The 21,265-nt window shown below is 60.3% G+C and carries 12 protein-coding genes and 1 pseudogene; 5 read left to right on the top strand and 8 right to left on the bottom strand.

Features of this window, described 5'->3' with window-relative positions; genetic code table 11:
• The first annotated feature begins 19 nt into the window (after nt 1–19).
• Nucleotides 20–1,126, top strand: a complete 1,107-nt coding sequence (locus R3E49_RS12385; protein ID WP_371295342.1) for a zinc-binding dehydrogenase — start codon at nt 20–22, stop codon at nt 1,124–1,126.
• Nucleotides 1,127–1,326: 200 nt separating this feature from the next.
• Nucleotides 1,327–2,169, top strand: coding sequence for a DUF6544 family protein (locus R3E49_RS12380; protein ID WP_371295341.1), 843 nt, complete (start codon nt 1,327–1,329; stop codon nt 2,167–2,169).
• Between the two features lie 144 nt (nt 2,170–2,313).
• On the opposite strand, the gene nhaD is transcribed toward R3E49_RS12380, so the two are convergent.
• Nucleotides 2,314–3,828, bottom strand: a complete 1,515-nt coding sequence (gene nhaD, locus R3E49_RS12375) for a sodium:proton antiporter NhaD (protein WP_371295340.1) — start codon at nt 3,826–3,828, stop codon at nt 2,314–2,316.
• 360 nt (nt 3,829–4,188) lie between these two features.
• Nucleotides 4,189–5,739 carry a phospholipase D family protein gene (locus tag R3E49_RS12370; protein WP_371295452.1) on the bottom strand — a complete coding sequence of 517 codons (1,551 nt, stop codon included), beginning with the start codon at nt 5,737–5,739 and terminating at the stop codon, nt 4,189–4,191.
• Nucleotides 5,740–6,329: 590 nt separating this feature from the next.
• Here R3E49_RS12370 and R3E49_RS12365 point away from each other — a divergent pair.
• Nucleotides 6,330–7,499, top strand: a complete 1,170-nt coding sequence (locus tag R3E49_RS12365; protein ID WP_371295339.1) for a hypothetical protein — start codon at nt 6,330–6,332, stop codon at nt 7,497–7,499.
• Nucleotides 7,500–7,550: 51 nt separating this feature from the next.
• On the opposite strand, the gene R3E49_RS12360 is transcribed toward R3E49_RS12365, so the two are convergent.
• The 4 genes from R3E49_RS12360 to istA form a co-directional block, all read right to left on the bottom strand.
• Entirely contained in the window at nt 7,551–9,893 is a 2,343-nt protein-coding gene (locus R3E49_RS12360) for a transglutaminase-like domain-containing protein (RefSeq protein WP_371295338.1), read from the bottom strand.
• A 215-nt stretch (nt 9,894–10,108) separates the two neighbouring features.
• The gene (locus R3E49_RS12355; RefSeq protein ID WP_371295337.1) at nt 10,109–15,487 is read right to left on the bottom strand and encodes a hypothetical protein; all 5,379 of its coding nucleotides are present in this window, start codon (nt 15,485–15,487) and stop codon (nt 10,109–10,111) included.
• Nucleotides 15,488–15,614: 127 nt separating this feature from the next.
• Entirely contained in the window at nt 15,615–16,370 is a 756-nt protein-coding gene (gene istB, locus R3E49_RS12350) for an IS21-like element helper ATPase IstB (RefSeq protein ID WP_123035804.1), read from the bottom strand.
• A gap of 14 nt (nt 16,371–16,384) precedes the next feature.
• A complete protein-coding gene (gene istA / locus R3E49_RS12345) occupies nt 16,385–17,923 on the bottom strand; it encodes an IS21 family transposase (protein ID WP_199228095.1) in 1,539 nt (512 codons plus the stop codon).
• Between the two features lie 581 nt (nt 17,924–18,504).
• On the opposite strand from istA, the gene R3E49_RS12340 reads away from it, so the two are divergent.
• Complete coding sequence (locus R3E49_RS12340) at nt 18,505–19,398, top strand: hypothetical protein (RefSeq protein WP_371295336.1); 894 nt, start codon at nt 18,505–18,507, stop codon at nt 19,396–19,398.
• Nucleotides 19,399–19,643: 245 nt separating this feature from the next.
• On the opposite strand, the gene R3E49_RS12335 is transcribed toward R3E49_RS12340, so the two are convergent.
• Complete coding sequence (locus R3E49_RS12335) at nt 19,644–19,919, bottom strand: helix-turn-helix domain-containing protein (RefSeq protein WP_371295335.1); 276 nt, start codon at nt 19,917–19,919, stop codon at nt 19,644–19,646.
• Complete coding sequence (locus R3E49_RS12330; protein WP_371295334.1) at nt 19,916–20,248, bottom strand: type II toxin-antitoxin system RelE/ParE family toxin; 333 nt, start codon at nt 20,246–20,248, stop codon at nt 19,916–19,918. The genes R3E49_RS12335 and R3E49_RS12330 overlap by 4 nt, the downstream gene beginning before the upstream one ends.
• A 361-nt stretch (nt 20,249–20,609) precedes the next feature.
• Here R3E49_RS12330 and R3E49_RS12325 point away from each other — a divergent pair.
• A pseudogene (locus R3E49_RS12325) lies at nt 20,610–21,083 on the top strand (ATP-binding protein); the annotation flags it as partial.
• Nucleotides 21,084–21,265 lie beyond the last annotated feature (182 nt).

Here is a 21,265-nt window from a genome sequence, read left to right as displayed (position 1 = left end):
CACGACCAGGAGAGCAGCGATGAGCACAACCGGAAAGCAGGTTTTCACCACCTTGGAGAAGAACGGCACCCTGACGGTGGAAGTTGCCACCAGCACCTTCCCGGAACCCAAGGGCGATCAGGTGCTGGTCCGGATGGAAGCCGCGCCGATCAACCCATCGGACCTCGCGCTGCTGTTCAGCGCGGCGGATCTGGAGAACGCCGAGTATTCCCCGGGGAAGATCGTGGCGAAAATGCCGGAACCGTTCCTTAGCGGCTCCAAAGGGCGCCACGGTCAGCGCATGCCGGTAGGCAATGAGGGCGCTGGCACCGTGGTGGCAACCGGAGACAGCCCGGCGGCCAAGGCGCTGCTCGGCCAGCGGGTTGCCTGCGTGCCCGGCAATGCCTTCTCTGAATATGCCATCGCCGATGCCAAGATGTGTCTGCCACTGGGGGAGAACTCATGCGAGCAGGGCGCATCGGCGTTCGTCAATCCTATGACCGCCCTCGGTTTTGTCGAGACCGCAAAAATGGAGGGGCACACAGCGATGGTGCACCTGGCGGCCGCCTCCAACCTGGGCCAGATGCTGCAGCGGATATGCCTTGAGGACAAGCTGGATCTGGTCAACATCGTGCGGAAACAGGAGCAGGTGGACCTGCTCAAGGGGCTGGGGGCGAAATACGTGGTCAACTCGTCGGATGCTGACTACATGGCACAACTGCGCTCGGCGATCGAGCAAACCGGCGCCTACCTCGGTTTCGACCCAATTGGTGGCGGCAATAACTCCGACAACGTCTTCAAGGCGATGGAACAAGTCGCCGTGGCTAAAATGACGGAGTTCAGCCGCTACGGTTCCGACCAGGAAAAGAAGATGTACATCTACGGACGTCTCGACCTCGGCGCCACCATACTGACTCCTTCCTACGGCTTCGGGTTCACCCTCTCGGGCTGGTTGCTGTTCCCCTTCCTGCAAAAAGCGGGAATGGAAACGGTGCTGCGTATGCGCAAACGCGTCCTCGACAATTTGACCACCACCTTCGCCAGCCACTACAAGGAACGGGTCACGCTGGAACAGATGCTGGAAAAAGACGCGGCAATGGATTACCGCGCCATGCGCACGGGCGAGAAATACCTCGTAACGCCGTAGTGGTCTGCGGATGCGTGTCGTGTCGTCAGCAGGGCTGTACGCACCGGCACTGTGCGCTCCGTGTGATAGCTTTTTATCAATCAGGTGAAGGCGGCGCGGCGTTCGGTCACTGTTGAACACGTTGCGCCGCGCATCGGACACGGAGGGCCGTCGACCAGGATGTCATAGCGCTCCGGAGACCAATGTGCATGGAGGACCGAATGCTATCGCTTGGTTACTTCCTGACAGCGCTGGCCGTATTGCTCGCGACGCTGGCCGGTTGGAGACAATGGGACCGGCGCCGCGAGGAGGCAGTGTGGCGACGCCTGATTGCGCTGCACGCCGGTACCCGCCAAGTCTTCCAGGCCGCTATGGTTGACGGCCTGCCGGAGCCTGCACAACGCTACTTCCACTACACCATCAAAGTCGGCACACCGTTAGCCACCGTGGTCGACGTCGACATGGCGGGTGACATCGGCCTGGGTACGCAGGATGCGCCCAAGTACCGCCCCCTGCAGGCGCGCCAGATTCTTGCCTCTCCGCATGGCTTCATGTGGTCGATGACGTCCGGCGCCATCAGCGGCTCCGACGGCGCGCTACCCGGGAAATCGTGGACACGCTTCTGGCTCTGGAACCTGATACCCGTGGCCCGCGCAACGGGGCCTGACCATCTTCGCTCATCCTTTGGCCGACTGGTGGCTGACGCTGTCCTGTGGGCGCCTGCCAGCCTGCTTCCCGGCAACGGCGTTTCCTGGGAGGCGCTGGGCGATGACTGCGCGCGGGTAAACGTGCGCCACGGCCTGTTGGAACAAGCTGTCGATGTGCACGTGAATGCGGAAGGTGCGCCAGTGCGCGTCCTGTTCCAGCGCTGGAGCGATGCAAACCCGCAGCGTCACTATCAACTACAGCCGTGCGGCGGCGAGCTGTCCGAGTTTCGGGAGTTTGCAGGCTACCGTCTGCCGACCTGCGTGATCGCGGGCAATCACTACGGTACGGCCGCCTATTTTCCTTTCTTCAAGGTCCGGGTCAGAGCCATACGCTTTCCAGACGCCACACCGACATGAGTGCCCTGGACCTTGTCGCAATAGGCACCCGGATCGTACTGCCGGTCACCTTGATCGCGTGGCGCGCATTCACGGGTGAACGGCCATGTCGTGACGCTGAAGCCGACGACAACACGCCAGGCGGACGATCGAGGCCAGTCCTATTCAGAACAGGTCCGCGTTCAGCCACATGTGTGTGGCAATTGAAGTCAGGTAGCCAACCATAATGACCGGTGTCCACCGCAGGTGCGACACAAGCGTATAATAGCCACGGGCCTGCCCCATCAGCGCAACGCCCGCTGCAGATCCAATCGATAACATGGAGCCACCAACACCGGCCGTCAATGTGACCAGCAGCCACTGGCCCTGTGACATCTCGGGCTCCATGGACAGCACGGCGAACATGACCGGAATGTTGTCGACCACTGCGGACATGAAGCCCACCGCAATATTGGCGCCGGTCGCACTCCAGTCCGCATAAAGCATCTCGGACACTTCCGAGAGGTAGCCGATGTAGCCCAAGCCGCCCACACAGAGCACCACGCCGTAGAAGAACAGCAGGGTGTCCCACTCGGTTCGCGCCATCGGGTTGAACACATCAAAGGGCACCGCCTTGTCCAGCCGTTCCAGCAAACGCGTGTTCTGTGTCGCTTCAGCCCAGGACCGCTCCCTGGCAACGCCGCGCGCGAAACTGCGACGCAGGTAATAGCCCAGCAGTTGCAAGTAAGCGAGCCCCATCATCATCCCGACCACGGCGGGCAGGTGCAGGAAATTGTGCCCCAAAACCGCGGTGGTGATCGTCAACAGGAACAGCACTACCGTACGCCGCGCACCGCGCTTCATGATCACAGGCTCCGTGGCGTCTCGCGGCGGCTGGCGCGGTACCGCAAAGCTCATAACCAGGGCCGGCACCAGGAAGTTTACCGCGGAGGGTATGAAGAGCCTGAAGAATTCGGTGAACTCCACGGCGCCCTTCTGCCAGACCATGAGCGTGGTGATGTCACCGAAGGGCGAAAACGCTCCCCCCGCGTTGGCGGCAATCACAATGTTGATACAACCCAGACTAATGAAGCGCGGACTGTCCTCACCCACCTTCATCAACACCGCGCACATCAACAGCGCCGTGGTGAGGTTGTCCGCCACCGGCGATATGAAGAATGCCAGCAAACCGGTAATCCAGAACAGGCTCAGGTAACTGAACCCCTTGCTGACCAGCCAGCTGCGCAACGCATCGAACAACTGGCGTTCCTCCATCGCATTGATGTAGGTCATCGCCACCAGCAGAAACAACAGCAGCTCCGCATATTCCAGCAGATTGTGCTTCAACGCGGCGTTGGCGCTTTCCGTATCGCCATTCAGGGCGGCAAAACCGGCCACAAGAAACCAGATGAGACCGGCGGCCAGTAGCACAGGCTTGGACTTGCGCAGGTGCAGCTTCTCCTCCAGCATCACAAAGGCGTAGGCGATGGCGAAGATGGCCAGCGCCAGGTAGCCCACCGGGTGCTGGGTGAAGCCCGAGGATGCCACTCCCGATTCAGCTGCACTGGCAAGGCTGCTGTGACTCGCGAGCAGCAGGCCACCCAAACCGGCGCGTGCAATCCAGCTCCGGGAGCGTTTGACAGGACGAGGGCAGGCACGCGACCGGGTAAGGCGGCTGCGCTGATGGCGGGTTGCGTTCATGATCTCTGACTCAAATGCGGTTGATAGCGGGCACAGTCTGGAATGCGCGCATCTTACCACAGTTCACGCTCAAAAGATTTGACCTATGTCGCTTGAATGACATTTTGTTAGCAAGTAGGAGCACCATCGCGTTTGCCGAGACGACTGCTGTGGCCTATCCGTGACTGTCCGGCAGCCACCAGCAGTCGTTCTGGTCCTTGCCTATGCCGCATTGGACCGGTGCACTTTATTCGCAGATATGCGTTGTAGGGTTCACATCTCAGGGGGGCATCTGCCTGTCATCCTGCCCGTTATACACGCAAACATCCCTGATCAACACCATGCGGAACATAGAAGTGACTAGCAATGATCGGCAGGGCCTCACAATTGCGAATCTACCGGTAGCAGCCGCAGGAGGTTCACCGTGCTCCGTTGCCAGAAACTCGAATGCGGTTCTACGTCGAATTCCTGCCACACTTCGCCGTCGTAACCGCTCCACCGCAGCTCTTCCTCATGCCCGTCACCTTCAAGTGTGACTTTAAAAGCGACCCGCTGGATGTCCTGATCAAACCACTGCGCCATCGACTCGGCAATCTCTGGCGTATCTATCACCACACCCACCTCCGAATTCTCTACCACCGAGCGAGGGTCTAGATTGAGTGAACCTATAAACACCCAACGGCGATCGATCACAAAGGATTTGGCATGCAGACTGGCTTTGGACCTTCCCAACACCTGGCTGCTGCTCACCCCTGACCCGCTTGTCTGTTGCCGGTTCATCTCATAGATTTCCACACCCGCGCGCAACAGTGCACGTCGATGTCGCGCATACCCGGCATGGACAGCAAGCACATCAGTCGATGCCAGTGAGTTGGTAAGTATGCGAACGCGAACACCGCGTTTTACCAGAGTAGTAAAAAATTCTACGCCCTCTTTTCCTGGCACAAAGTAGGGCGAAAAAATCGTCAGCTCCTGCGAGAGCTCCCGAAAGTAGGGAGCGAGCGCCTTGGTTAGATGCAGGTCGTTCCGGTCACGTGGGACGGCCAGCTTTTCGGGATAGTCAACGACCACATCGGCCGTCCCCCACAGCAACGGAAGCTCCCCCTCGACCAGTTTCGCAGCCAGCGGTGAATTCTCCAGCGCGCGGAAGTACGGGGCGTTACGCGCATCGCTAATCAAAAGTCCGTACCGGGAGCGCAAGGTCTCTATGGACTGATCTTCATGCGAACCGTCCAGCAGGCTGGAGGCCGGATAGGCCAGCGGGTGATTCCAGTAGGCATCGAACGATAGAGACACGTCACGCGCCACATCCCCGATAGCGAGCACATCCAGGTCGCCAAATTCAAGCGCCGCATTGGCCTCGAAGTACTCATCACCAATATTGCGCCCACCCAGCACGGTAACCTGCCCATCAGCCGTGAACGTCTTGTTGTGCATGCGGCGGGTAACCCGGCCGAAGCGCGTGAAAAACTGTGGAAGCCGGCTTACGTTGCGCGCGAATGGATTAAAGATGCGCACCTCGATATTTGGATGCGTAGCGAGCGTCGCTTTGTCCGCCTCTCGGCCCTGAAGCCCCATGTCATCCAGCAAAAGGCGTACACGCACACCGCGATCTGCTGCCATGAGCAACTCTCGTAAGAACAGACGCCCGGTCAGATCGTCATGCAGGAGGTAATACTGCGCATCGAGACTCCGCTCAGCTGCCCGCGCCAATGCGGCGCGGGCCACCAGTGCATCGAGCCCGTTCTTCAGCAAGAGAAAACCAGAGCGCTCTGGATGCGATTCACGCTGCTCAAGAAAGGCTCTGCCAAGCGTTGTGCCCTGCGTATCAGCAAACATCGTCGATGGCTTCTGATTGCTGTTTTCTGGCAATACAGCGCAGGCACCCATCGAGATCAGCACGAAAACCCAGGCAAGCACCCTTACATGCATCGACACAGACCGCCTCTCCCATTGCTTGAGTGAGGTGCAGACAGGCTGCCTCACCACGTGCTGGACGAACCTGGAGAACACCAGAACAGCAGCCAGCGCCATCCGGCATCACATCCAATTCCCACCTGCCGTTCCTGACGATACAGTCCAGAACATCACCGACGAATCCCCCATCACTCGATGCCTATCAACGGTGCCGGGCGCCGACTATCGAGAACGCTACTACAGTGGCCCGAGGCCTTCAATCAAACCTCCAAACCTTGCCACCGGCGTCCATCCACCCGCTCGCTGCGACACCGGCTTCACCGGCCAACGCTCACTTTGCGAGGGTCCCACCCGCCCTGTTCTGAAACACCTGAAACCCTGACTGATCCATTTTCTTGCCCTGCTCGCCCCCGAGGTGACCTGCTGTTCATCAAACAGTACAACCACGGATATTCCAGACGGACACGGCAAGGACTTCGCGCCGCAACCCGGTCAGGCGCTCTGCGCTGGCCGGGTGGGTGATCCGGCGAAATTTCCCGGACTCCGTGCTATTCTGAAAACACCTCGCGGGACGGGATACAATCAACAGGAAAGGTTCGCAGCCAATGCAGCATGCTCCAGTCAGCCCGGCAGAAATCAACCCGCGCCTTGTGCCCCATCTCGAGCCCGGTGAATCGGTCCTCTGGCAGAATCAGCCCAGACCGGGGAGCTTCTTTGGACCCAGGCAGATCGCGGGAGGGCTCTCGCTGATCGTCCTGGGGATATCACTCGCCAGTGGCGTCATTGCTCCCCAGCTGCCGGAGGCATCCAGATATGCACCCGCGGCGGCGGCAGCAGGCACCGGTCTGTTACTACTTATAACCCGTTGGAGCAGACGCGCGGCATTGTGGGCTTATGCGATTACTGACCGTCGGCTGCTGTCCGTTCTGAACGGCAAGGTGATCCGGTCCGTTACACCCGAACAACTCGACCGTTTCGACCTGAGGATCAAGGGAGATACTGTCTACTGGCTGAAACTGATCAAACGCAACCTCAACGGCAGTCCAGGAACAGAGCGCGGGCCTGACGGGATTCTGGTCGGCTTTCATGGACAGAGCGATCCACAGGCCACCAGGGCACGCATCGAAAGCTGGCGGCAATCGTTTTCCGAACGTGCCTCGGCCAGCGCTGCAGCCTTCGCCGAGCAGATGAAGTCGGTGGCGACGCCTGCCCCAGGGGAGGCAGCGCCACCGCCTGCCGGCGTACTGCGGGTCAACCATCCAGGTAGCGGCCTTGGTCTCGATGTCCTGCCGGACTGGAAAGTGACCATCAAGAACCGCCACGACGGCCCGCTGCGCATATTCGGTGTGAAAGTACTGCCGCGGATAATCCGTGATGGCCCCGAACGCCCCTATGGTGATCCCGGCGACTGGAATTTCCTGTCTGTACGCGGAGCGCCAGAGGCCGGACTGGACCTGACAATCCACAATCGACCACTGGAGACCACTCTGGACGCCATCCTGAACGACCCGTTCACCAAGATCACCGGCGCAGAAATCCTCAGCAGCGATCCCGATCTGCAGATTGGCCGGTTCCGGGGCTTCAGCGTCATTCGCCGTATGCCCGGCAAAGAGGTCAGGAACGTGGAGGCCTTATCAGCTCCGGCGATGCTGCGACAGGTCTGGCTTGGCCACGACGGCATGTCCATCGAACTGCAGGGCTATGCCCTCGAAAGCCAACCGGATGTGCAAAACGCGATCGACGCCATGGTCAATTCAATCACCCTGCGGGGCTGATCCATTGCGGGTGCTCATCGCTTCCGGACTCGTGAATGGTTGCCCGCCACATCACCACGCGGTCGCAGCCATCTTGTCGCAACCGAGCTTGGCCTGGGGCATCAGACCCTGGGCCTGGCCGAAGGCTGCCTCGGTTGCCAGGGACGTGCCGTAATTGACGATATCGAACAATGCGCCGCCTGCGGTCCCAACCGCCGCCCCCATAAACCCACCGAAGCCCAGCCCCGCGACATTGTTGATGTTGGCTTCCACCAGGCAGCACATCTTGGCAACATCATTCGCCTGTTTGTCACAGTCCTTCAGTGCCTGCAGCGCCTGCACCATGTTGAATGCGATACCCGTCACCTCAGTCAGGTATTCCACCAGGTCCTGACCGCGCCCATCCCCGGTCATGCCCAGCGTCTCGCCCGTGGTCGGATTGATCCTCCACCAGCCCGCCATGGCCGAGCCCTCCGGAAGCCGCTGGGGCACCAAAACCACGTAACCCTGGCTTAAGTCCGCACTGATAAACTCGCCTGCCCCGGCATCCAGACCAAGTCCGGCGACCGCGTCGCCCTGTCCGGGTCGTACCAGACGAATGGGGATACCCTGTTCGGCAGCCAGTTGAAATGTGCGCAGGGTACTCGACGAACTCTCCGCAGCGACTGAAAGTGCTTTTTGTGGCAGGGTTTCAGTCACCGTGTCCCAGATACCCTGCTGAAGCGCGGCGGATGGCACACTGTCGAGACCGGTTGCTGTGACCCGCACGTGCTCCATACCGTTTGCCACGATATCGACGCTGGCGAAAGCGGTCTCAGCATTGAGGAATCCACGTCGCAAACCCAGCATCGCGGGCCGGGCACGAAAGCTCACCAGGTCACGCTCTGCGAGCGGGTTATCAGCCATGAACCAGAACTGAGCGAGTGGCGGGAAATCGACGGGCAGCGTATTACCCGGCTCGGTGAGCGGGTGTTCCGGATTCAGGAAGTGGCGCACGATGGTCTTCTGCCAGGCGCTGTTTTCGATGGCTGTCGCAAGGAAGCGATCGGCCACATAGTCGAGGGGTTGCCCCCCCGCGTTGATCATGTAGGTATGGTCCGTGATCAATGGCCAGAGCAAGGATTGGCTGGAGGATGAGTGGTCTGCGCGCGGGGCAATGAGGTAACGCCGCTGGGTGAACTCCTCGCCACCCGGAGTGGTGAATGTGAATTCGAGCCACATACTGTGAAGCGCCAGCACCGGCTGCTGATCCTCCCGCGCCATCACCCCATCGGTGGCGTTTGCCATCAAATCTCCCATGGTTTTGAAGACGCCCGTCATACCGCCGCCAGAGGCACCGATGACCATCGGGTCGATGGCGCGACCCTGCAGGTCGAATGCCATCGCACCGGGTGCGCGCACATCATTCAACATGGGTATAAAAATCTGCGAGTCGTTGAGCACCTTGTCCAGGTTGGCCGCATCCTGGAGATTCAACCCGCTGGGAACATTCCGGTAGCGGATAGTGGCGGCATCCAGATTTGCCACGGGGCGGGTCCAGGGTGCCATGACGCGCTGCTGCGTGATCTTGCCGCCACTCCACTGCTCTATCCAGGCCGAAACGGTGATCTTGTGCTGGTAGGTCTCCGGCACTGACTCCGCGAAATATTCCTCTGGCGCAAGCCCCTCAGGCGCCGTCTCGCTGCCAAAGGCGGGATGGGCCTCCTGCCAGGCCTGCGCGGAACCCTCACGATATTGCACCCAGAAATACGTTCGCACCATCGGTAACCAGGCCAACTGGACATCAACCGGGGCCAGGGTCACGCCACCTTGTTCCAACACCTTGCGGAGCTCGGACGTCAGCATCCTGGATGTCTCGGCCAGGACCGAATCGCCCACGGACACAGTAGCGGGACCAACTGCTGCCGCTGCAGCCCCAAAGTGTCGGGAGATACTGCTGTCCAGATAGGCCAGCGATGAGGGCAACGCCGCCGGCTTCAGGCTGCGCAAAAGACGTATCGCGTCGTCCTCCTCCAGCGTTCCGCGCACAACCCGTGCATCAAACCCCGCAGACTTCAGCAGGGACGCCAGCAAAATGGACTGATCCAGACTGTTGCCTGACCCGGCTCGCAAGGTGCCATCGACACCACGCAACACACCATCGTAAGGTTGGAAGACGATGTCTTCCCGCACAAACCTGACTGCGGCTGCGGCCTCATAGTCCAGCGTGTCGAGCAGCGGTTCGGTTGCGAAACGATCGCGATGGATGTCTTCGCGCACGGCCTCCAGTGCCTTCGTGGTGGTATCGATGCTTTTTGCCATGGCCGGGTAGTCGAAGTCACTGCGCGATACCACTGCCGCGGTCTGCTGACCGGCGGCACCCGATGTCCAGACCATCACCGCCAGGCAGGCGGCAAGAACGCTGTTTCTGCCCATCACTTCAACTCCCGACATAGTCTCGTAGTCCCGCTCCCCGGCTTCGGGCGCTTCATAGCGTCCCTGTCAACGCGCCTTCCAGGGCTGACGCGATGCATTCACCAACAAATCACCACGACAGTCGTACTCATTCACCACGTTTGTCGCCTAGTCAATTCCCCCACCACGGACACCGGACACGGAACCCGGCGGCACCAACTCTTCCTCTGCCCCTTTCATTCCAGCGAGAGCTCAGTGACAGCACCGCCTCTCACCACGACGTTGTCAAAGACGGCGGGGGGCGCGCGCTCGACAACGATGCGATATTCCCCTTGCGGAAGCTCGACGGTATCGCCGTTGAGCTCGCCTGTCGCACGCAGTTCACCAGCGCTGTCGTACACACGATAAGGAACCCGCAGCGCGCTCCGAATCGAGGCGTCAAGCCCAGCCTGGTCATTCGCCGAAAAATACTCGCCATTACCGAGATCGGCCCATCTGGCAAAGCGCGCCTCAAGCTCCGGGTTATCGATCGCAAACCCGACAATGTTGAGGGTGATGTCGGCTACCTGCTCAGACAGCCGCTGGATAACCGTCTCCGGGTCACCGTCGCAGGTCTCCTCGCCATCGGTAACGAGCAATACGACCTTCCGTCCGCTCGCGCCTCGCAGATCCTCGGCGACCTTGCCCAATGAGTCAGCGATCGGCGTGCGCGCCAGATTCTTGGCGTTGATGCTGGCCAGTTTCCCGGTGGCAGTTGCGGGCACCAGCGGCCCGAGCGCGATGTCAAGATCGGTACGACAGCTGTTGGCCTCGAGGTGTCCAAACACCCGCATGGCAAGCGGAATACCCTCTGGAAGGTATTCGCCTACCGCTTTGGTCAGTACCTCACGCGCAATCTCAATGCGACGCCGTCCATCCATGCGCTGTAACATGGACCCCGATGCATCAAGTATAAGCTCCACTGCCCCCAGGTCAGTCGGCGAGCCATCTGCGGAGCGCACAAGCAGACCGCCCGGACCCACTGCCTCCCGATAAGATCCCACCGCGGTCAGCGTATAGGGGGCCGGCCTGCGCAGCATGGTCGCCGCCCTGTCAAAGGCGACCTCCATCTGGATCTCGTCCATCACCTGGTCATAGCGCCCGCCGTTTACGGACGCCCAGTCCTGTTGCAAGTCCTGCTCGCGTGGCGGGTTGCGGCCAAAGGCACCCTCCGAGCTGAGACCGAGTGCAAAGATACGTGGGCGCACCGCCTGCAGTTCCTGCCAGATCAGGGGGTTGCGCCCCGTGGCGGCATCAGTGATCAACACGATGGACTTGCTGCCCGGCCGGCTCCCGAGAATGCGCGCGGCCGCCGCTACGGTGCCCTCGGCATCGCTGGAGCTCTCAGTGCGCGGATAGTCGTTGAGCACCGTCTCAAGCACATAGGGATCGCCATACCAGTCATCCAGCAGCAGCTTGCCGCCGAACGGCATCAGGTTGGCAGCGTCCCGACCGGGCTCGAGACCGCGGGCGTAGCTGCCCAATGCGCTGTAGATGACCGGAATATAGGCACCAACACTGGCGCTGGTGTCCCACAGGAACAACACATTGCGCGGCGGTTCATGAACCCTGACCAGAGCCGTTTCGCCGGGCTCGCCCGTGACTTCCCAAAACATTTCGTCGGGTTGATCAAGCTCAGGCCGGCGCAGAGCGGGGAACATCCCGCCATCCGCACCATGCACATCCAGCGAAGCCTGCACCGTCGGGTCGCCCTCTAGTCCCAGCAGGACTGAATTGCGTTCCTGGGTGAATGAATAGGCATACCAGTGTTCATCGCCGCCAATTTCAACCTCGCCGGACTGGCGCTGCCCGTCGACCAGGAGCACTGCCGCGTCGCTCGTTAGATTTGTCCTTTGCGTCTTGTCGGCACGCGCGGGCAGACCCCGGGCGAGTTCATACGATGCAGCGCGTCCATCAAGGCCCCATTCGCCGAGAATAGAGAAATAGTCAGGAGAGGTCGGGATCTCCCAGACGCCGATGGCCGCCGGCAGGCGGTACTGCCTGGTCTGTTCGGACGCCGGCACAGTAAAGCGAACGAATCTCGCCCAGGTGTCGGCGGGGAACGTGAAGCTGTGCTCTGTGGCGCCCTGCTCCGGGCGCCAGCTACCCATCGAACGCCAGGGTCCGGCCGGCGATTCGAGACTGACGGAAACTTCGACTTCGTTGACAGGCACTGTTCCCTGCCGCTCCTGCGCGGCGGGGGTCCATTCCAGTCGCGCGATGCGGGCGGCCCGGTCGTGGTGAAAACCGATTACCCAGTCCAGGGACTCTCCGGCGCGCACCACAACGGGACGGGAATCCTCACTTTTGACGAGCACGGAGCCGTCCCAGGACTGTGCTTCAAGCGGCGGGAGGGACCACACCACATGTCCGCCCAGGGCAGGATCAGCCAGGTTGTAACCTTCCCCCCCGCTGACATCCACTCCGGGGGCGACGACGATCTTGAGTTCGCCCAATTTCCCACCCGGCGGCATCGGCTGGTCGGCGAAAAAACGCGCCATTCGCAGTTTCGCGAATCTGGCCGGCAACGGGGTATCCAGTACAAAGGCCTGTTCTGAACGCACGGCCAGCAAGGGCTCACGGGCGGCCAGCGCCCAGTCTTGCCCATCGACTGAAAGGTACAACTCCAGTTCAGCCAATTGTTGCTGGATAGCGTCACTGCCCAGCAGGCTGATGGCGACACCGCGAACCTGAACCGGCTCGTCGTTAGCCAACTCCACAATCAGCTCCGGAGCGCTCTGCACATCTTTGCGACCCCGCAGGCTCAGCCCCTCGCCCTTGACCGCCATACCATCGAAGGCCCGTGCAAAATCGCGCCCCACATCGTCGCCCGGATCAGCGGCCAAACGTCCCCCCAGGGCCGACCAGGCCACATTGATTCCGCCCAGCAGCGCATCGGGCAGACTCCAATGGGATACGGCAGCGGTTCCGGTATCTTCACGTTCGCCCTGGATTTCCGCAACGGCCTCGCCCGTCAACCGTGACCCGGTGAACAGTGCGGCGCTGATCCGCACTGGCTTGTCGGCATAGGCGTCTGGCGGCACATTTATCGACACGGGCACACTCTTCACCTCGCCGGGCTCGAGCAGCAGGGTGTCGGCACCGTGCTCGACGCGCCACCGGTAGTCACTCGCCGCTGTCACCAGAGTAACCTCAGCGGCAGACGCGGCGGGATTGGAGAGCTCGACAATACCCTCAAGCCGCTGACCATAGTCGCGGTAGGCCGAGACCCGCGTGTTATCAATAGCAACCCTTATCCCCGGAGCGGCACCTGTCGATGGCTCCGCTGCAGGGCTGGCTCCGTCCACTTCCAGTTGCAGCCGGTAGTCCGCGTCTCCCCAGGCAGGTATTTTCACGTAGGCCTGGGTACCGGCAGGGATCATCCCCTGCCATTCAGTGTTGTTCCTGCTCTTCTCCTGCAGGGACTTTTCCCAGCTGTGGGGCGCAAGCACTTCGAACTTGCGGGGAGGTGCCATGTGTAGCTTTACCGCAGTATCGCTCTCAAATACGGGTAGCTTGAACCAGTCTGCATCGCGCCATTCGTTGGCCCGGCCCTGCACAGGCACGCCCGGGATAAGCGCATTGGCTAGGCCCAGAGTATCGTTCGGCTCGCAGTCCGCGCTGCAGGAAAAGCGCGGCAGTGGCTCCAGGCTGACGCTGTACTCAGCCTCACTGACCTGCACAGGGGAGAGCTGCAATCGGTAGTTGCCTGGCGGGAAAACACCCTCAAGCACAAGGGGGTCACCCGGCTTTGAGGAAGCCCCCCGTTTCATCAGCACAGTATCCCAGTACAGGTCAGCGGCAACAGAACCATCGGCGGGAGGAGTAATCTGCAGCCTGATGTGATCGTCGGCGGTCAGCAGGAAGCGGTAATTGTCCGTATCCGCAGGTTCGACCATAAGCCCGGTACGGGGCTGACCCATAGTCAGGGGCAACATCCGGGTTACATCGTCATTGGGCTCTCGTTCGATACCCGGTGCCGGCTGTCCCATCGGACGGGCCAGCACCATATAGTCTCCCTCGCCCTTTCCCGAGACACGGATATAGTGAGTACCCGGCAGCAGGTAAAGGTTTTCGAGCCGGACTCTTTTGTCCCCGCCACGGACGCGCACAACCTGTAACTGCCTGCCCGATTTGTCGTGGAGAGCCACTTCGTGAATGTTGTCGCCGTTGACCTGGAATCGCCAGAGCTGGGGCTCTTCAGCGAGCAGCAGTCGGAAATAGTCATCCTCTTTGCCCGCGAACCGCCCCTTTATCCGCAGTTTCGAAGGCATGCCGGAGGCCTCTGCCAGCGTGTCATTCGGCTCGGCCTCAAAGCCGTCGCGCACACGTCCCTGCGATTCCAGAGTCAACTGATAGTTCTGCTCTGGCGAACCACGACCTACCGACACGCCCCATCTGCCCTCCCCCAGGATGAGATCCGGCAGGCTGATTTCTCCCCTGCCCCGCCGACACTGACGACTCGTTCCGGACTCGTCGGTGAGACACAGTTCGAGCTCCCCATCACCCCCGGTTTCCAGGAGCAGGCGCATGACTTCCGGCGCCGTGGCCTCGCTTGGGGATACCTGAAAAAAATCCTGATCACCGCGCGCGCCGATGCGGCCGGTTACCGGCGTACTGAAATCCACCAGGTTCGCGATTCGCCAGCTATCATTGGGCTCGGCTTCCGCGCCAGCTGTGCGCACGCCGCCCTGCTGCAGGCCTATCACCTGGATGCCGGCGACATCATCGCTATCGATTTGAACCGTGTATCGACCCGGCTCCAGCCCAAGGTCGTGAAAAACGAACCGGCCCTGCCTGTCTGTATTCCTGCGCGACAACTCCCGGTCGTCCGCTGCACGCAGAATGGCCTGTGCGGTTCGGCCCAGGCTGACCTGTCCCTCAAGCTGCCAGGTCAGCTCAGTTGCTGCCTCGTCGATATCGAACGCGTACCAGGTGACAGCCTGCTGCTGAAAAAAAGCAGCCGGCCTGTTTGGTGATATGGCCACCGCCGCGGACGCTGAGACCGGAGGAGTCGGAACGTTGGCAGCGCGGATATCCCTGCCGCGTGCCACAGACACACGGTAGGCACCCGTGTCCTTCACCACCGCCTGCTCAGCCGCCGGGCCCGCATCCTCCAGTGCCCCTGCCAGCCCCGGAGAACGATAGGCACCGCCGCCGCCCCCGGCCAGCCCCAGAATGTAGGTGCCGGGTTCCAGCAGCAGATCTGTCACAACGGCAGGTTTGCGCCCATCCCGGCTGCCCAATACGAGCAACTTCTCACTGGACGTGACCCCGCTCCCGTCATCGGTGTACTGCACGCGTAAAACTTCTACCAGACTCAAGCGTCCCGGCACACCATCGAAGGTAAGGGTCCAGGTGGATCCTGCGTCGACATCCGATACATCCCAGCTGAAGGCATCCTGATCAGAGGCGTCCAACGTGCCAACCAGCACTGCCGGTCCCCGGAACGCAGTGGCATCCTGCGGCGTATTGTTGGGTTCGCGTTCAAAAACTGACTGTTGCGCTAGCGCCAACTGGGTGATCAGCGCCATCAGGAGAAAGATTACCGGTTGGCGTGGAAGCCAGGTCACCATTGTTATTCTTCTTACCTCACGGGCATACACCGGCACACCCTACCGGGTGCGTATTCCGACGAACGTGACCGCTCATTCCGGGCATCGTGACCGACTTGCACACCGATGCTCGCTGGACGCGGTAGTTTTACATTGACCGGTCACGTTCCGTCAATTTGGTGCTGGATTTTCGCATCGACTCGCCGGTCAGGTTGAGGCGATGAGCGCCGTGCAGTAAGCGGTCGAGGATCGCGTCTGCGATCGTCGCTTCACCGATGTACTCGTGCCAGTATTCCGTTGGCAGCTGACTGGCGATGAGCGTGGAACGGCGGCCATGCCGATCCTCGATCACTTCCATCAGGTCATTGCGCTGGGCGGCACTGACTTTCTGGATACCCCAGTCATCCAGGATTAACACATCGGTTTTCAGGAGCTGGTTCATCAGCCGCGCATAGGAGCCGTCGCCATGGGCGATGCGCAGCATTTCAAACAGCCGCGGCAAGCGCAGGTAGCGTACGCTGTAGCCGCGCCGGCAGGCTTCGTTACCGAAGGCACAGGCCAGCCAGGTTTTACCGCAGCCGGTGGGACCGGTAAGACACAGGTTCAGGGACTGCTGTACCCAGTCCAGCGAGAGCAGAGACGCCATGCGGCTCTTTTCCAGTCCCCGGGGATGCCGGTAATCGATATCCTCGGCACAGGCGTGCACACGCAGCTTCGCCACCTTCAACAACCGATCCAGACGGCGGTTCTCCCGGTACAGCACTTCCCGGTCGATCAGCATGGCCAGACGTTCCTCGAAGCTCAGGTCACTCATCGCGGGTGTCTCCAGTTGTTCTTCCAGGGCCTGTAGCAGGCCGGTCAGTTTCAGGGCATGCAGTTGTTCGCGGGTTTGTTGCATCAACATCATTCATTTCCTCGTCAGTGGTAGTAATCGGCGCCGCGCACATTGCCGTGCAGTGGCAGATCGGATTGCAGGTGGCTGTCGCCTTCGAGCGCCCGCTGGTCCAGTCCCTGCTTGAGGATGGAGGCGATGCTCTGGTAATTGATGGAACGGATGGCCAGCGCCCGTTCACAGGCGTTTTCCAGTCGGCTCCTGCTGTAGCGGCGACTGAGGTTCAGCAAGCCAAGACAGGCCCGGTAGCCATGCTCCGGATGAGGCCGGTTCTCCAGTTGCTGCTGAACCACCTGCCGGGTGCAGGGGCCGATGTCCTGGGCCCAGTTGAGGAAGCGCCCCGGCGACCACTCCCGGTGCGCCCGGTGGGAACTGGGCATGTGATCCACCAAGGTGCTGAAGCGCCCCGGTCCCCGGCGGCTGTGGATCGCCACCCGGTGGCCCTTGTGCATGACCTCCACCGTATCGGCGGTCAGGCGCACATCGAGGGTCTGGCCCACCAGGGCATGGGGTACGCTGTAGAAGCGCTTGTCGACGCTGACGTGATAGTCGATGCCCGGCTTGGCCTTGCACCACTCGGCGTATTCGTAGGGCGTTTCAGGTAGCGGCTTCAGGGCGGGGGCATCCAACTGCTCATACAGATCCCGGCGACTGACGGACTGCCCCTGGAAGTGGCGCTCATTGAGATCCGGCAGTAATCCGGCAATGGCTCGATTGAGCTCGGCGAGGGAGAAGAAGGTATGGTGGCGCAAGCGGGCCAGGATCCAGCGCTCCACGATCTGCACTGCGACTTCCGCTTTGGCCTTGTCCTTGGGCTTGCGGGGCCGGGCTGGCAGGATCGCCGTCTGGTAGTGGGCCGCCATCTCGGTGTAGGTAGCATTGATCTCGGGCGTGTACCGGTTCGCGTCAGTGACACCGGCCTTGAGGTTGTCCGGGATTTGCAATTCGGTGACGCCGCCGAAGAAGCGGAAGGCACGTTGGTGCGAGGCAATCCAGTCCGGCAGGGACTGGGTCCAGGTGGCGTCGGCATAGGTGTAGCTGGAGGCGCCCAGCACCGCCACAAAGACCTGGGCACGCCGGATCTCGCCCGTCTGGCGGCAGACCACCGGGACGGTGGGGCCGCAGTAATCAATAAAGGTCTTCTCGCCGGCGCGGTGCACCTGGCGCATGCTCCGGCGCTGCTGCTTGCGCCACTGCCGGTAGCGATTGCAGTACTGGCTGTAGCGGTAGGCAGCGTCCTCATGCACCGCCACGTACTCGGCCCACAATAACTGCAGTGTCACCCCCTTGCGCTTGAGTTCCTGGTGGATGTGGAAGTAGTCGGGCTCGGCGAAGCGGGAGGGTTTCTGTACTGCCGGAAACAGCAGCCGTTCGAGCTGGGCTTCGTCGGCGCCTGCGGGTGGTGGCCACCCAACACCCCGGGCGTTGGCTAGGTGCAGGTACTTGCAGACCACGCCCTTGGAAAGGCCGCAGGCGCGGGCGATCTTCTCGTTACTGAGTCCGGCCTCATGCTTGAGGCGCAATATCTCCATGATTTTACGCATTGGAATCCTCGTTGCCGGCATGCGGCCCTCCCGATAGGCAAAAGGGCGCGGTTATGCCGTGAATTGTTCAAGAATTCCAGCGAGTTAGGCGGGATTCCGAGGGAACGTGACCGCCGGTTCCGACAACGTGACCGGCGATTCCGGGCAAAGCCCCGAAATCGGTCACGTTCAATCGGAATGAGCGGTCACGCTCGCCCGGAACAGGCGGTCACGATAAATCGGAATGGGTGGTCACGATGGGGCGGAATACGCACCGGGTACTGTGTGGCGTATCGAACCAGGGCGCCGTTGTGAATCCGGCGCCATGACCGCTGCTGATTGCGGAGCAATCCGGCATAGGGTCCACTACCCTGTATCCCTCGCAGACTGCCTGGAGTATAGCCGGTTCTTTTACCCGCTCGTAGCCCGCCAACGTATTTTCTTTGGGCTGGCACGTGGCGTCTGGGCTGCCCCTTTTATCGGCCTACGGCTACCAAACAGACGGCGATTGGGTGTACCTTTTCCAGAGTGATCAATGGTGATCTGGGGGGTATTCCATTATGACCGGGCAGAAGCAAGACGCGCTATCAGTCACCGCAGGTGAAAAGCAGCCGGGGACGTCAATGCTACGGGTGCTCACGCTGGGCGTTATCGCAGCGTGCCTGGCCGGCTGCGGTGGCCAGGACGAGCAGGCAGGCAAATCAGCTGAAGATGAGAGTGTCGAATCCGCCCGTGCCACTGTGGGCAAGGTGCTGGAAGCAACCGGGCTGGCAGTCGAGACGGAGGACGGCAGCCTCGCAATGGGCTTCGAGCGTGACGGAGAGAGCGCCCGTATTGGCCAGAACCTGCCGATCCCCGAATGGCTGCCAAAGGACTTCCCCCTTCCTCAGGACCTCGATATCCGCATCGTCACAGTGGACCGCGAGGAACAGAGGCGACTGGAAGGTACAAGTGCCACGGTAAAGCAGGCCACCGCATCGCAACAGGTATCCGACTGGGCGAACCGGGCGGGATGGGAAGTGATCAGCGCAGATGATTATCGGGTAACCGTAGTGAACACCGACGGTCAGGTGATAGACGTGCAGGCAGAGGATGGGGTTGGCATGCAGCTCGACATGTCGAGACGATCGGTCGCATCGGACAGACAGCGCGCCGCGGTGGAGACCGTAAGCCCCGGTACCGCCACCATCACAATGGCGGATACAACATATACCCTGAACGGGGAATGCAGGATCAAGGGCAGCAGCTACGGCTTTGAATACACGGCTGCTGACGGCTCGTCGTACGCGCAATTCACCATCCAGGCCGCGGAGGACGGACCGCAGGGCTCTGCTACCTATCAGGTGGTAACGGGCAACGGCCTCACTCTATACTCGATTAATTTCCCGATGTATAACGGCAAGGAGCCCGTCGCCCAGACCTCCGGCAAGACGTTTTCCGTCAGAGGTGAATTTGGCAGCATGGGTGGCGGTGGGATAGTGCCGGTTCCCGGTAGCTTTGCGGTAAGCTGTGAGTGACCGCCGGGCATACCTGAAGTTCGCGCGCCGACGACAGCTATGGCGAACATTCTGGCAGCGCTATCCGGTTCGGACGCCTGCCTACTCCCACTCGATTGTAAATAGGCCATTTTTATCCTTTATATTCAATGGCTTGTTTTCCCGCTAAACGGTAATACCATGAAAAATACCATGCTAAGAAATTTCTGCTAATCGAGAGAAATTTTTTCATAGCGGCATTACATCCATTCCCGCTTCAGGTACATCTACGCAGCCTTCATCTTCACCGTTTTTCCAATCCGAGCCAGCATATTGACCAGTTTGTCGATGGTAAACTTGTCAATCTTGCCGCGCATCAAATCACTGACTCTCGGCTGGTAAACACCAAACACCTCTGCAGCTTCTTTCTGGCCGAGCCCTGCATCCTCAATATACTGACGCAGTGTGATCATCAATTCTGAACGAATCTTCAGATTCTGCGCCATCGCCGGGTCATCCTCCAGCGCCTCAAATACATTGCGATAACCTTTTGAAATCGTCATTGCTGTTTCCTCTGTTCTGCCAACGCCTTGTACCTGGTTTTCGCCAGTTCTATATCCGCCTTGCGTGTTTTCTGCGTCTTCTTTTGAAACGCATGCAATACGTAAACTGCCTCTTCAAATCGAGCGACATAGATCACCCGGTAAATACCGTCCTTGTCCTTGATCCGGATTTCAACTGCCCCTGCACCAACGGTATTCATTGGCTTCCAGTCACTTGGCTGCAACCCGATCTGGACATTACTGAGTTCAAAGCCCGCTTCCCGACGTGCACCTGCCGGAAATTGCCTGAGATCATCCAATGAACTGCCCACAAAGCGCACGTCTTTCATAACGACAATTATACAATATTTTATATGTATATCAAGTTTTATATATTATAGTATGGCAGGTCGGACGCCGGGTAAGATGTGCTCGATCACCGATACCATGAACGGTTCAACATGCATGGCATGGTACCGGATCACTGAATCGTCACCAGTTTGCTAGTTTTCCGTCTGGTTTGCGTATTCCAGACCAAGTCTGCCACTGATTCCAGACGAAGCCTGCCACCCATTCCGCGCGAATGCTGCCACTGATTCCACGGCAAAGCCGCCACCCTGGCAGCGCGCCTGAGAGTACACCCGTGAGCCAACCGACGCGGGATAACTAACCGGTATTCTGGCCCCTTCCAACCGGAGGGGATCAGATTGGTGGGCGAAGAAGCACCTCAACATTCTGATCACGGGACTGACCGGTGTCGGTAAAACCTGGTTGGCCTGCGCTTTGGCACACAAGGCCTGCCGGGAGGGGTACACGGTCATGTACTTGCGCTTAACCCTGCTGTTGCGAGACCTGATGATCGCCAAGGGCGACGGGCGCTATCCGAAGCTGCTGGCCACGCTCGCCAAAGTCGATGTGCTGCTCTTGGATGATTGGGGCTTGATGAAGATGAACGCCGAGAACCGGCGTGACCTGCTGGAAGTGCTGGAGGACCGCCACGGCAGGCGTTCGACCATCGCGACCAGCCAGCTGCCCATCGAGGAGTGGCACGCTGTGATCGGTGATCCGACACTCGCTGACGCCATCCTGGACCGGCTGGCTCACAACGCCTACAAGATCAATCTCAGGGGAGAGTCCATGCGAAAACGCCAGGCCAAGTTGACGAGCACCACCGGTTCCGAGTAACAATGCAACCCCCGCTTTATACTCGCAATGACTTTGACTTGACCGTCACGGAGTTCGCAGACCTCAATATCGATAACAAATGTTCATTATTTCGGCCCGGTATGGGTAACACCCAAGGCCTCCAGTCGGCTGGTTAACAGCGCAATGGCTTTGGCATAGCGTTGAGACAACGATGCGGCCTG

It is taken from the genome of Haliea sp. (genome assembly GCF_041395985.1).
Taxonomy (GTDB): domain Bacteria; phylum Pseudomonadota; class Gammaproteobacteria; order Pseudomonadales; family Halieaceae; genus Haliea.
This window is presented reverse-complemented; position numbering and strand designations above follow the sequence as displayed.